The organism is Psychrobacter sp. T6-6 (assembly GCF_052258185.1).
In the GTDB taxonomy this organism is placed as follows: Bacteria; Pseudomonadota; Gammaproteobacteria; order Pseudomonadales; family Moraxellaceae; genus Psychrobacter.
Genome location: NZ_JBQQEX010000009.1, coordinates 37,655 through 51,418 on the forward strand (window position 1 = coordinate 37,655; position 13,764 = coordinate 51,418).

Genomic DNA, 13,764 nt, shown 5'->3' on the forward strand with positions numbered 1-13,764 from the left:
TACTCATTCCTTAACAGATTATGCTCAGACAATAATGGGCTGTCCATGATAAAATACGGTCATTAACTTGCACATGCAATAATGACATCATCTCTTATTTTGGTAGCCGTATTATGAATGTATTTACCACCTTACAACAGCTGGTACCACAGCAGCAGCTCAGTAAAGTCGCTGGACGTTTGGCCGCCAGCCGCCATCCTTATGTTAAACGTACCTTTATTCGTAGTTTTGCAAAAGCCTATAACATCAGCCTAGACGAATATGAGCGCCAGAGTCTCAATGCATACGAGAGCTTCAATGATTTTTTCACTCGTGAATTAAAAGAAGACGCTCGTACCATCGATACCACTGACAACGGTATCGTCAGCCCTGCTGATGGTATTATCTCTCAGCTCGGACAAATCCAAGACCATAAGTTATTGCAAGCCAAGGGTCGTCACTATGATGTCGGACAGCTGCTGGCTGATAGCGAAGATGGCAGTTACTTTGCGGATGGCAGTTTTGCGACGATCTACCTAGCGCCTAGCAATTATCACCGTGTCCATATGCCGTTTACAGGTACGTTGACCAAGACTCGCTACGTACCTGGCACGTTGTTTTCGGTTAATAACACTACGGCCGCTAACGTGCCAGATTTGTTTGCCCGTAATGAGCGTCTGGTCTGCATGTTCGATACCAAGTACGGCAAAGCAGCCGTTGTCATGGTAGGCGCTATGATCGTCGCTGGTATCGAAACCGTCGCGACAGGTAAAATCACTCGTACTGACGACATCCAAGAAGCCGAGCATGACCTGCCGTTTGCCGCAGGGGATGAGCTTGGACGTTTTTATTTAGGCTCAACGGCTATCGTGGTGCTACCAAAAGCGGCAAAAGCTGACTGGTTGGATAGTATGCAAGCCAACAGCATCGTGCAAATGGGTCAACTGTTGGGGATGGCGAACGCTCAATAATATGACTGTATAAAAACGCTCAAAATATCAGCCCAGTTAGGTATGTTAATGCATACTTAACTGGGCTTTTTTATGCCTGTCACTCATATAGAGTTATGCATCGATCAGCCATCCTTGCTGGGTTGCATAGTCGATATTTTTGTTAAGCCAATCATGAATGGGTGGAAAGCTGTCTTTGATAAAAGCAAGGGCACAAGCTACCTGCGAACGTGTTACTTGGGCTTCGACCCACGTTTTTCCCTCAGTATTAAGATTGAGTAAAAATGGCAATAAGCGGTCAACCACTCTAAGCAACTGGCTTTCTTTGCTGCTACCCGTTTCTTGCGCCTCCCAAACCTCACTTAATGCTGCGATACCATTGCCACGCTCTGCTTGTAGTCGAGCAATACCAGCGCGCTCTTCAACGTGCGCATCGCTACGACTGTTTGCGAATAAAAACGTATCGCCAGCGTCAATCTCACCTAAATCATGTACCAGTGCCATCTTTAGCAGTCGCTCATGATTGACATCTAATTCAAACGCTTCAGCAATCGACCAACACGCCATAGCCAAGTGCCAAGAGTGCTCGGCAGAGTTTTCGCGGCGAGTGGTTTGTGTCACATAGCTACGGCGATTGATACGCTTGAGGGCATCTAGCTCTAATAAGAAGTGAGTAACATCATCTATGTCGATGTTTGCAGCAGACTTTGGGTTGGTCAATGACATAGTTGTGTTTAAGGACATATTTCTCTCTAATTTTTTGATAATCTTATGAATTATGATGTTGCTAACAGCAAGATAGCGCTGATGTTATCAAGCGCTATCTCTTATAAATGTTTCAGTTAAATGACTGAGCACCCTATTATATGACTGTCTACTTTATCAAATTAATAATGGTTTTGAACGCAGGATCTTCACTACTACGACACAGCTCAAACAATATCGACTCAACAGTACTGATCACTCCACCCGCACGGCGGATACGGCGAATCGCTTGTTTTTTATCGTAAGGGAAACGAGAGCCAACCGCATCGCCAATAATGACAGGTTGCATGCCGTTGTCTAATAAATCTAATGCTGTCTGCATAATACAGACATGCGCTTCAGCACCAAATAGCAGCACGGTACTACGGTTCTGCTGCGCCAAATGATGCCATGTGTCATTGTTATCACAAGCGCTAAAGGTAGCTTTTTCGAAGCTCTTGGCATTATCACCTTCAAGCACGTCGCGTAACTCTGGCAAGGTATCCCCCAATCCCTTTTTGTATTGTTCGTTCAGCATAATTGGGATATTGAGTGCTTGCAGCCCTTTGATTAGAGTAACGGTTTTTTTGACGATGTTTTCGTGGTCATAGATATGCGGTGTTAGGCGCTCTTGTACATCAATAATCATTGCCTGGGTGTTCTCACGAGCGATTCGATAGGTGCGATCATTAATCATGGTAGACATAGTACACTCCTTGTACGGCTGACAGTTATTATCAAAAGCTATTTTAGAATTATCATTAATAGTGCCATGGTTTATCTCACTCTTATTTAGTCACAGTTTTTTGGATGCGTCAATGGAGATAATTTGCAAACGCACCACATGTTTTGTTTTTGGGCATGTGCCTCGTTTATTTATGCCATAAAAAACCCCCAGCCATAATGACTGGGGGTTTTATTTATTAGAAAGTAGCTGTTTTTGCGTGTTCAGGTAATCTTATTTATATAGACTAGATTAAACGCGCTCAATAACAGTAGCAATACCTTGACCAAGACCGATACACATCGTCGCTAGACCGATTTCAGTATCTGACTGCTCCATTGCGTTTAGCAGAGTTACGGTGATACGAGCACCTGAACATCCTAGTGGATGACCTAGAGCGATTGCACCACCGTTGATGTTAACGATGTCTTGCTTGTCAGACAGGTTCAGTCCTTTCAATACAGACAGACCCTGAGCTGCAAATGCTTCGTTTAGCTCGATGGTTTGCATGTCATCGATGCTCATACCAGCACGCTTTAGTGCTTTGTTGGTAGCAGGTACAGGACCATAGCCCATGATAGCCGCATCACAACCAGCAACGGCCATACTACGAATACGAGCACGCGGTTTTAGACCAAGATCTTTGGCTTTTTGTGCGCTCATGACTAGCATGGCTGACGCACCATCAGACAATGCAGATGACGTTGCTGCTGTAACCGTACCGCCTTTTGGATCAAACGCTGGACGTAGGTTGCGCATTTGCTCCATCGTCGCATCTGGACGAATCACTTCATCCACAGTACATAATTGCAAGCGACCAGCCGCATCATGACCTTCAATGCCGATGATTTCATTGTCAAAACGACCTTCAGTAGTCGCAGCCCATGCACGGCGATGTGACTCAAGACCAAAAGCGTCCTGCTCTTCACGTGTAATGCCATTCATACGGCCTAGCATCTCAGCGGTCAAGCCCATCATGTTTGAGGCTTTTGCATAGTGCTTAGAGGCAGCTGGGTTTAAATCAACGCCGTGCATCATGCCTACGTGGCCCATGTGCTCGACGCCGCCGATGATGAATACATCACCTTGGTTGGTCATGATTTGCGCAGCAGCAGTATGTAGCGCTTGCATAGAAGAGCCACATAGACGGTTGACCGTTTGTCCACCAGCAGTTTTTGGAATACCAGCTAGCAGACCGATGTTACGACCGATATTTAAACCTTGCTCTAGAGTCTGGTTAACACAGCCCCAGATAATATCTTCGATGTCATTGGTATCAAAGTCATTACGTTCTACCAAAGCACGTACCAGTTCAGCTGAAATGCTGTCAGCACGTACATGGCGGAACATACCGTTTTTGGTTTTGCCCATTGCCGAGCGTACGCCATCTACGATGACCACATCTTTTGGACTTAAAGTTGTCATACTATCTTCCTTTTCAATTTTTATTGTCAGTGTAGGCAGTCCACTTCAGCGCTATGGTTTACTGGTCTTGCACAAAGCACCGTATGCTATGTACGTCGACGATTAATCCCATCCATCAGTTCTGAAGTAAATCTACTAAAACAGTACGTCCGCAATCAAAGAGTATTAATAAATCCATTGTTATCTCTCTTTTGCCAGACGTACCACACTTATCCTAATACGGTATGTTCATTAAGCGACCGAGTAAAAAGTCTCGCCAGCTGCTGCCATATCGCGAATCTTTTGCGGCGCTTCATAGGCTTTGCCAAGGTGTGCATACTTTTCACACAGTGCTAAATAGTTATCTAGACCCATTTGGTCAACATAACGGCAAGGGCCACCGCGGAATGGTGGGAAACCGACGCCCATAATCATTGCCATGTCGGCCTCGGCAGGCGTGCTTACGATGTTGTCTTCTAGGCAGCGAACCGTTTCGTTGCAAAACGCAATCATAGTACGGTCGATGATCGCTTGATCATCAAATTCTTGCTTGTCGCTGTCAGTCGTGGTTTTGAGTAACTCGTAAGTAGCTTCGTCAGCAACTTTCTTTGGCTTACCGCGCTTGTCAGTTTCATACTTATAGAAACCAATGCCGTTTTTCTGACCCAGACGCTCATTCTCATATAGATGCTGGATGGCACCTTTGTAGTCAGGCTTCATACGATCAGGGAAACCATCAGCCATTACTGCTGCGCCATGTACACCTGTATCTAGACCGACGACGTCGATTAGGTATGCAGGGCCCATTGGCCAACCGAATTTTTCCATGACTTTATCGACATGAGCAAAATCAGCACCTTGCTTGAGTAGTAAGTCAAACGCGCCAAAGTATGGGAACAAGACACGGTTCACAAGGAAACCTGGGCAGTCATTGACTACAACAGGGACTTTACCCATTTTAGAGGCTAGTGCAACGGTAGTCGCCACGGCTTCTTCAGATGATTTCTCACCGCGGATAACTTCTACCAGTGGCATACGATGTACTGGGTTAAAGAAATGCATACCCACGAAGTTTTCTGGACGCTCAAGCGCTTCTGCTAGATAAGTAATAGAGATCGTCGAGGTGTTTGACGCTAGGATGCAATCGTCTTTTACCAGGCCTTCTACTTCTTTTAGTACCGCACGTTTTACGTTTGGATTTTCTACGACCGCTTCGATTACGATATCAGTCTCAGAAAAGTCACCATAGTTCAAAGTAGGACGAATACGGCTCAACGTTTCACCCATTTTCGCTGGGGTCATTTTCTTACGTTCAACCATTTTGCCAAGCAGTTTGCTGGCTTCGCCCATACCAAGGTCTAATTGCTCAGACTTGATATCTTTCATGATGATTGGCAGGCCTTTGCTGGCTGCTTGATACGCGATACCGCCGCCCATGATGCCAGCACCTAGTACGGCTGCTTCATTGATTTCATGTGCTTGTTTGCTGTGTTGTTTCGCTAGCTTTTTAACCAATTGATCATTTAAGAATAGACCAACCAAGCTCTCTGCTTGTGGGGTTTTAGCCGCTTTAGCAAAACCAGCCGCTTCTACTTCGATTGCCTTGTCACGTGGTAGATTGACGTGCTTCTCAATCGCTTCGATTGCTAGCGCTGGCGCTGGGTATTGTTTAGGGTTGGCTTTAGCAAAAATAGCACCTTTGGCACTGTTGAACGCCATGGCTTGCTCAAGCTGGTTTAGCTTAACTGGAGCTAGTTTTTCTTCACGTTTTGCTTTCCAATCAAGCTCACCTGAGATACATTTTTTGACTAGGTCAATTGCAGCATCTTGTAAGTCATCAGCAGGTACGGTTGCATCAACTAAGCCAAGTTTAAGAGCAGCAAGTGGTTTTTTTGGGCTACCAGTAGCGATAAGCTCAAGCGCATTGTCGATACCGATCACACGTGTACTACGAACTGTACCACCAAATCCTGGGAAAATACCAAGTTGAGTTTCTGGTAGACCGATGATTGCTTTGTCGCTCATGACGCGGTATTCACAGACCAATGTCATCTCACAACCACCGCCCATCGCAGCGCCATTGATGGCAGCAACTTTCGGGAATGGTAGGTCTTCAAAACGGTTGAAAGCGTCATTGACATGAACGACCCAATCTTTGATCTCGCTTTCTGATTTTTTGAAAGAACCGACAAATTCTGTGATATCAGCACCAGCGATAAACACACCTTTGGCTGAAGTTACAATAAGACCTTTTACGTCGTCAGCTTTTTCTAACGCGCTAACGGCTTCACCAAACTGCTTGTTGGTCTCAGCATCAAACTTGTTCACGCTCTCATTTTCGGCGTTGTACTGCATGTTGGCGATGCCATCCTCTAGCATTGTCACCGTGATGCGATTTCCTTGGTATACCATTTGAAACTCCTTTCTATATAACGAAAGCTACGTTTTGAATTAAATAAATAGCCAGTTATTGTTAGTAAAATGGGTAATAGCACTCCACGCATGCTACGTCTTAGAGATAAACACATAGCTTACGCACGAGTGAAGATGTCTTTATTATCCAGCGCTCATGATGGGATACTTGTGTTGACGCTTGTACCTCACCACACGGCGCTTCATTTATATGTTACAACCACTGATATTAAAATACTGACTGAGACATGCTCCAATACAGATGATCGACCACACTGAGCAAAACTCAATACGATCACTATCGGACCATTTTCACGTCAATTAGTGTAGGGGATTATGCCCCTAGCTGTCACAAGCTAATACCATACTCGCAAGTCACTCTTAAATCACCTGTAGGCATTTACCTTATGCGCAAAGTGTTTTAGTGTATGACTGTATACTGAGTTACTGTTTTGGTATTAATTTATCTGGCTTGCCTATGCTGTCTACCACCACAAGGATGATAAACCGTTGCTGTGCTCAACAAATATGACTTACTTAGATTGTACCTTTATCAAAGCATATTCAACCAGTGAGTGACACCATCCATACGTAACAAAATCTTGTCGTTGTATTTCAGCTCAGCATGTCTTATTTTGGGATCTACACCCACTGTGAGAATCGTGATAAAAAAATGCAAAAAACAATCAATTGATACGGTGTCTCACAAAAGCCGTATAACCTATCATGCTACACTAATACTGTTTTTACCTTATCTCTGATAAGTCTCTACTGTACTCCTAATAAATGGTTGGATTATGACTGTTTCCCTTACTTCTGGCACTACTTCTTCTGATATCACCTCTTTTGACTTTATCTCTTTTCAAAGCACTGAGCAGTTTCATGGTGCTGTGCGCGAACAATTGGCGCAAGACATCGAGGTGTTGTTTGCTTATGCCAGGCTTCCTAGTCCACTGGTAGATGCTTGCCGCTATGTGATGACTGGACAAGGCAAACTGGTAAGACCGCTCATGGTTGCCAGTGCTTTTGCCAGTATCAACAGCAGTAATAATGAACGTACAGACGAGCGCAATGATGTCGATATGCTCAATGCTGATCTGGACTCATTACTCGAGAACGACTCAGACTATGATATGTCGCGCCGTGCTGCACTGGCTGTCGAGCTACTGCATACCTACTCGCTAGTACATGATGATCTGCCCTGTATGGATGATGATGAGCTACGCCGCGGCCAACCAACGGCTCATATTGCTTTTGATGAAGCGACGGCGCTGCTGGCAGGAGATGTGCTGCAGACGCTAGCATTTGAAGTACTCACTGCAGAGCTGCCAACCTTTGCGCCATTCAATGCGGACATTGCAAGCCAGCTATTGGCAATTTTTGCTCCGCGCGCACGGCGCATGGTGTCGGGTCAAATGCTAGATCTTAATGCCGAAGCCAGTACCAGTATCGCGCAGGACGATTTAGAAGCCATTCACCGCGACAAGACAGGGGCGTTGATCGAGGCAGCTATGCTTATGGGCGGCGTTTGTGCTGGTGCAACAGCCCCGCAGCGCATGGCACTGCAAGAGTGCGCACAACACATCGGGCTTGCCTTTCAAGTCCAAGATGATGTGTTGGACGTCACCATGACGACAGACACACTTGGCAAACCGGCAGGTAGCGATGAAAAGCTGGACAAGTCTACCTATGTAAAACTGATGGGTGTCGATAATGCGACCAGCTACGCGCAATCTCTTTTTAATGACGGACGCGCAGCAATCAGTCGTGAGCTTGGCGGTAACAAAGACAACATTGGCAAAAACAATGATGCTCTACTGGCGTTGATTGAATGGCTCTGGTCGCGTAAAAAGTAGCTTGTCGAATAGCAGTCGAAAGCAGATATCGTAGTACATTTTATTACCCAAAACGGCAGTGAGTGGTCAACATGGACAGTCCCCCTACCCCGCGTATCTATCTTGGCACTGGTGGCTATAGCGATACTGATTTACTCGGTACGCTATATCCAAAAGGCACCAAAAAGACAGATTTCCTACGTGAATACGCCAAGCAGTACGGCGCGGTAGAGGTAAACAGCACATTCTATGCACCCATCGGGCAAAAAGCCTTTGCGGGGATGGTTGATAAAGCCTACGCCCAAGCCGACAGTCAGTTAAAATTTTCTGTAAAATTGCATCAAGACTTTACCCACGCTCGCAAAGGCACTGCCGAACACGCACAAGCATTTCTAAACGCTCTATCACCGCTTATCGAAGCGGATGCGTTAGCACCGTTATTACTCCAGTTCCCACACGGTTTTGATCGTACCCGCACGCATCGCCTCTATCTGGCAGAGCTTGTCAGTTGGTTTAAAGATTATCCACTTGCTATCGAGTTCCGCCATAACGGCTGGCACACACCACAAGTGGTCGATAGTTTCCAGCAGCAAGGTCTCATTTGGTGCAGCGTCGACTATCCAAAAGTCGGTGGGTTGCCACCATCACGATTGATATTCACTGAGCGCACTGGCTATCTGCGTATGCATGGCAATAATACGGGCTGGTGGGATGCGATGAGCGCAGCTGACCGTCATGATTATCGTTATAGCGAAGCTGAGATGCAGGGCTGGGCACAAGCGATTGCCAATCAGCGTCAGCATTTTGATACACTTTATATCTTCTTTCAAAACACGGTCAAGGCGCATGCTTATTACAATATTGCGATGCTGCGTGAAGCGTTGATGACGCATCACTTTGTGGTTCTCTAAATAAAAATGTGCTGATAAACGCACTGATATAACGCACAATCCTTATTCGATAATCAACAAGTAGATAACTATGGACTCACTCAGTCAGATTGTCTTAGGTGCTAGTGTACAAGGTGCGATACTGGGAAAATACCAAGGTCGAAAAGCCTACCTATACGGGGCTATGCTAGGCACGCTACCTGATTTGGATGTGCTAGTTCATTATCCTGACCCCATCAGTGACATGACTTACCATCGCGGTTTTAGCCACTCACTGATCGTCCTGACTGCAGTGGGTATCATGGGCGCTTGGCTAATTAGCCGTTACCATCAATGGCGCGATATGCCATTGCCCTACTCCAAAGCTCGCTTAATGCTAGCCATGACATTGGCGCTGACGACTCATCCGATTTTAGACAGCTTTACCGTCTATGGCACTCAATTACTGTGGCCGCTACAGGAGTCTTTATCGCTGACACCTTTTAGCATTGCGTCAATGTTCATCATTGATCCGCTATATACCTTGCCATTGTTTATAGCACTACTTCTGGGACTTATTAAGGGTAGCAAACTTGCGGTATTCAAAGCAGGACTGCTAATCAACTGTCAACGCTTTACTCTATGGATGCTGCTGCTTAGTAGTAGTTACTTACTGCTTAGCTTAGGATTAAAATACCATGCACAGTCTCAAGCTAAGCAAACTTTGGCAGCGGCTAATATCCATACCACGCGCCTCAAAACCATGCCTGCCCTGCCGACAGTGCTTATGTGGCGTACAGTCGCTGAAGACGATAAAAATAGATTGATTGAAGTACGCGGTAGCGTTTTAGACAGTCGCTTACCTGAATATCGCTACCTGACGCAGTACGACAACGCGCAGACGCTACGCGCAAACATGCCAGCGCAAAGCCGACCTTATGCCGATCGTCTTGATTGGTTCTCAGGTGACTGGACAGGCTACCGAACTCAAACGATTCTTAATGACGCTGCCGAGCCTAACAAAAAAGACATTCAGCTGGTCGTTGATGACCTACGTATGATGGCAGGTGACACGGCGTTCTTTAGTTTTGTATTGGCTAATAAAATAGGACAAGGGGCACCATGGCAATCGATTACGCCTATAGAAGCACCTGTTATCAAAACGGATGGCGAACCTGAAGTGTCGCGTATTGAATTGGTCAAACAAGGATTTGTGAGAGTGTTTGATGAGTCGGTTGTGGATAGAGGTACCGGATGGAAGGTAGTTGAATGAAGATATCCTCGCTACTCAAACTATAAGTCTAAAAGAAGCTCCTAAAAAAGATTTTATTATAAAAGTCACAGGTATTTTAACTACTAAATATGGAGAAGTATTACCTTTCTCATATACTCGAAAAGGTGAAGTTCACTTAATGTCTAATTATTACTCTGGTTTTTACCTGTTAACGCCTACTGTGTAATACCTTCTTATCTTTCTAATCTAGAAATTGAGACTAATAAACCCGTAAAAATCTGACAGCAGCCATAACCTATAAACCAAAAAAAGGACACCTCACCGTGTCCTTTTTTTCATCCAAACCCTTAGCAACTCAAAATTTTTATCTTTCAAACCTATAGAAACTCAGCTCATACATTTATCTAAAAACAAGCCTACAGAATCGCTCTACTTATCGGTTTTGCACACTGGTAACTTATATCCTACTAATCAAGAGACATTAGTCAAGATGCAACATAAGCGTACTGATATTCACCTACAATAATAGAGAGAATAATAATGACAACCCTAAAAAATAAAGTCGCGATTGTAACTGGTTCATCAAAAGGTATCGGCGCACAGATCGCTATACTGCTCGCAGAAGCAGGTGCCAAAACGGTCATCAATTACGCAAATGATGATGCAGCAGCGAATGATATCGTGAGCCAGATTAAATCAGCAGGCGGTGAAGCCATCGCTGTGCAAGCTGATGTTAGTGATACTCAGCAAGTTGCTACGCTGTTCGACACCACCATCAGTGAATTTGGCAAACCAGATATTTTGGTCAATAGCGCAGGTATAATGATTAATAAACCCATTGCAGAAACTACTGATGAAGACTTTGACCGTATATTTTCTATCAATGTAAAAGGCACGTTTAACACGCTACGTGCGGCGGCGACTAAACTTAATAATGGCGGTCGTATCGTTAACCTTTCAAGCACGACCACTCGCATGATGCTGCCTGCCTATGGCACATACTGTGCAACCAAAGGTGCGGTAGAGCAGCTAACTAGAATCTTTTCTAAAGAAGTTGGCGAGCGCAACATCACTGTCAACGCAGTCTCTCCTGGCCCTACTGACACTGAGCTATTCAATCAAGGTAAAGCTGACGAGACTATCGAAAATCTCGCTGGTATGTCACCATTTAATCGTATCGGTGAACCAATCGATATCGCCCGCGTAGTGTCATTTTTAGTGAGCGAAGAAGCGGCTTGGGTGACAGGACAAAATATCGGTGCAAACGGCGGTATAGCGTAATATCGTTTTCTACTGAAAGTGATCAAACAAAAAAAGGACACCTTTCGGTGTCCTTTTCTATAAATCAAATACTTAGCTATTAAAGATTATGCTTCAACGCCAGCATCTTGACCTTTATATTTTGCGTTTGCGTAATCCCAGTTCACTAGCTTGTCTAAGAACGTATCAACATAGTCAGGACGACGGTTACGGTAATCTACATAATACGCGTGTTCCCATACATCACAAGTCAGTACAGCGACTTGGTCATGTGCAAGTGGCGTATCAGCGTTGGCAGTTTTGGCGATTGACAATTTGCCACCGACTTTATCAGCCACTAGCCATGCCCAACCTGAACCAAACTGAGTCAATGCTGCGTTCTTGAACTCTTCACGGAACTTGTCATAGCTACCGAAGTCTTCTTCGATTTTTGCTTTTAAATCGCCAGTAGGTTCGCCGCCGCCGTTTGTTGGCGTCATGCAGTTCCAATAGAACGTGTGGTTCCATACTTGAGCTGCTTGGTTGAATAGGTTTTGAGTGCTTTCGCTTTCAGAAGCTGCCTTGATAATTTCTGGCAATGTTTTGTCTTCTAGACCAGAACCTGGTAGCAAGTCTTTTAGCTTATTTACGTAAGCAGCATGATGCTTATCATGATGGTATTCTAGCGTCTCGGCACTGATATGTGGCTCTAGTGCGTCTTTTGCATATGGTAGGTCTGGCAATGTAATGTTTGACATAATTATTTTATCCTTGCTTATTTGGCCACTCATACTGTTTATATCTCGGAAATATATCATCAAAGTTAGTATTTCTGTCGATAGGCAAGCCTAAAAACAGAACTACCCTAAGAAGATGCGTACTAAAGACATAAACAATATCGAGCTAAATTGGCTGAGTTTATTGTTTGAAATGAATTTGATCGTTTAATACACGTTATTGCTTAACACAGTATCACGTATTATTATGAGTCCAAAATTAATCTAGCTATTACTTATTGCTATTATTCTTTGTCTAAAGGCTAAGTGTCTAACCCTATAGACTTTTATTAACTTAATGTTCACAAGCTATAAAATTTTATTCACTGTAGCTTAGAAACCATTATAGCAACAGTAGCCAATAATATCAGTTACCAAATGTTATAGCCCGCATAATTTGCATAGCAATTGGTTATTCATTTAATGATAATCACCACCATCGTATAGCCATACGCTATCAAGCGTAATACAGTCACAACATAGCTATCAAGGTCGATCAAATCATCGCTACTCACCTAACGGAATGTCTATATGAGCACCACTGACCCCTCTTTACTTTCTACTGAGTCGACCTCCGATGACCAATGGGTACTCGCCAGTAATAATAAAGGCAAATTGGCTGAATTTAAACGACTATTTGCTGAAGCCAATCTGAACGTAACGATTGTCCCGCAAGGTCAGCTCGATATTGACGATGCGGTTGAGGATGGCCTGAGCTTTGTAGAGAACGCCATTATCAAAGCCCGTCACGCCAGCCGTATCAGCGGACTGCCTGCTATTGCTGACGACTCAGGACTGTGTGTGCCGGCACTAGGTAATGCCCCTGGCATCTATTCAGCTCGCTATGCAGGTGAGCACGGTAATGATGCCAAGAATAACGCCAAACTCATCGCTGACTTACAGCCATTACGCACAGCCCAACCTGATACCCCAATTGAGGGCATGTTTGTTTGTGTGCTAGCCATGGTACGTCATGCTGATGACCCGCTGCCGATTATTGCTCAAGGTCTATGGCACGGCGAGATTTTGGAGACGCTGCATGGTGACGGCGGCTTTGGCTATGATCCATTGTTTTGGTTACCTGACTTTCAAGCCAGTGCCGCGAGTCTCAGCGCTACTGACAAAAACCGCATCAGTCATCGTGGTCAGGCAATCCAGCAGTTATTGAAACAGCTGGCCTAAACTTACCCAACTGACTTGATAAGCGTGCTTAATAAAAACAGCAACATAAGAAAACATGGCGTTAAAGAGATAATTTTTACTTTAATAAACAGATAGATTATACTGTTCTACTTTTAAAATTTTGTTGAAAGCCGTTATTTGGCTGTATAATTCACCAAAAAGCGTTATTATGCGCTGCATTAACGGTTTATGATTGATATTTGATAGTGTCTGCAACTTGGACAGCGTTATCTTAATGAGTATCAGCGGCGATGGCTACTGGTGCTGATTTTGAGGTTGCGAACTTATCACTATCCCCTATTTATTCCAACGGCAGCCCGTCGTACATGCCCGTAATTTGAGGCGCGGTCTGTCTATTACAATTTAACCCTAAGTACTATTTCATTAATCAAACGTACTACTTAATCCTAAAGGTG

Annotated in this window: 12 protein-coding genes; 7 read left to right on the forward strand and 5 right to left on the reverse strand. The window is 44.6% G+C overall.

Features of this window, described 5'->3' with window-relative positions; all coding sequences use genetic code 11:
- Positions 1-113: 113 nt before the first annotated feature.
- Positions 114-950 carry an archaetidylserine decarboxylase gene (gene asd, locus ACTXGL_RS12090; protein WP_443527008.1) on the forward strand — a complete coding sequence of 279 codons (837 nt, stop codon included), beginning with the start codon at positions 114-116 and terminating at the stop codon, positions 948-950.
- Positions 951-1,043: 93 nt separating this feature from the next.
- Here asd and ACTXGL_RS12095 read toward each other — a convergent pair whose 3' ends face one another.
- The 4 genes from ACTXGL_RS12095 to fadB all read right to left on the reverse strand — a co-directional run bounded on the left by ACTXGL_RS12095 (position 1,044) and on the right by fadB (position 6,213).
- A complete protein-coding gene (locus ACTXGL_RS12095; protein ID WP_443527009.1) occupies positions 1,044-1,673 on the reverse strand; it encodes an HD domain-containing protein in 630 nt (209 codons plus the stop codon).
- Positions 1,674-1,803: 130 nt separating this feature from the next.
- On the reverse strand, positions 1,804-2,379 hold the full coding sequence (locus ACTXGL_RS12100) for an isochorismatase family protein (protein WP_443527010.1): 576 nt from the start codon (positions 2,377-2,379) through the stop codon (positions 1,804-1,806).
- 270 nt (positions 2,380-2,649) lie between these two features.
- A complete protein-coding gene (gene fadA / locus ACTXGL_RS12105; protein ID WP_443527011.1) occupies positions 2,650-3,822 on the reverse strand; it encodes an acetyl-CoA C-acyltransferase FadA in 1,173 nt (390 codons plus the stop codon).
- A gap of 231 nt (positions 3,823-4,053) precedes the next feature.
- Entirely contained in the window at positions 4,054-6,213 is a 2,160-nt protein-coding gene (gene fadB / locus ACTXGL_RS12110; RefSeq protein ID WP_443527012.1) for a fatty acid oxidation complex subunit alpha FadB, read from the reverse strand.
- A 797-nt stretch (positions 6,214-7,010) separates the two neighbouring features.
- Between fadB and ACTXGL_RS12115 the strand changes: the two genes are divergently transcribed.
- The 5 genes from ACTXGL_RS12115 to ACTXGL_RS12135 all read left to right on the forward strand — a co-directional run bounded on the left by ACTXGL_RS12115 (position 7,011) and on the right by ACTXGL_RS12135 (position 11,432).
- Complete coding sequence (locus ACTXGL_RS12115) at positions 7,011-8,069, forward strand: polyprenyl synthetase family protein (protein WP_443527013.1); 1,059 nt, start codon at positions 7,011-7,013, stop codon at positions 8,067-8,069.
- A 71-nt stretch (positions 8,070-8,140) separates the two neighbouring features.
- Positions 8,141-8,959, forward strand: coding sequence for a DUF72 domain-containing protein (locus tag ACTXGL_RS12120; protein ID WP_443527014.1), 819 nt, complete (start codon positions 8,141-8,143; stop codon positions 8,957-8,959).
- 70 nt (positions 8,960-9,029) lie between these two features.
- Positions 9,030-10,190 (forward strand): metal-dependent hydrolase, encoded by a 1,161-nt coding sequence (locus ACTXGL_RS12125; protein ID WP_443527015.1) that lies wholly within the window; start codon positions 9,030-9,032, stop codon positions 10,188-10,190.
- Entirely contained in the window at positions 10,183-10,377 is a 195-nt protein-coding gene (locus ACTXGL_RS12130; RefSeq protein WP_443527016.1) for a hypothetical protein, read from the forward strand. The genes ACTXGL_RS12125 and ACTXGL_RS12130 overlap by 8 nt, the downstream gene beginning before the upstream one ends.
- A gap of 314 nt (positions 10,378-10,691) precedes the next feature.
- On the forward strand, positions 10,692-11,432 hold the full coding sequence (locus tag ACTXGL_RS12135) for an SDR family oxidoreductase (RefSeq protein ID WP_443527017.1): 741 nt from the start codon (positions 10,692-10,694) through the stop codon (positions 11,430-11,432).
- A gap of 86 nt (positions 11,433-11,518) precedes the next feature.
- Here ACTXGL_RS12135 and ACTXGL_RS12140 read toward each other — a convergent pair whose 3' ends face one another.
- Complete coding sequence (locus ACTXGL_RS12140; RefSeq protein WP_319051038.1) at positions 11,519-12,148, reverse strand: superoxide dismutase; 630 nt, start codon at positions 12,146-12,148, stop codon at positions 11,519-11,521.
- 549 nt (positions 12,149-12,697) lie between these two features.
- On the opposite strand from ACTXGL_RS12140, the gene rdgB reads away from it, so the two are divergent.
- The gene (gene rdgB, locus ACTXGL_RS12145; protein ID WP_443527018.1) at positions 12,698-13,348 is read left to right on the forward strand and encodes an RdgB/HAM1 family non-canonical purine NTP pyrophosphatase; all 651 of its coding nucleotides are present in this window, start codon (positions 12,698-12,700) and stop codon (positions 13,346-13,348) included.
- Positions 13,349-13,764: the final 416 nt, after the last annotated feature.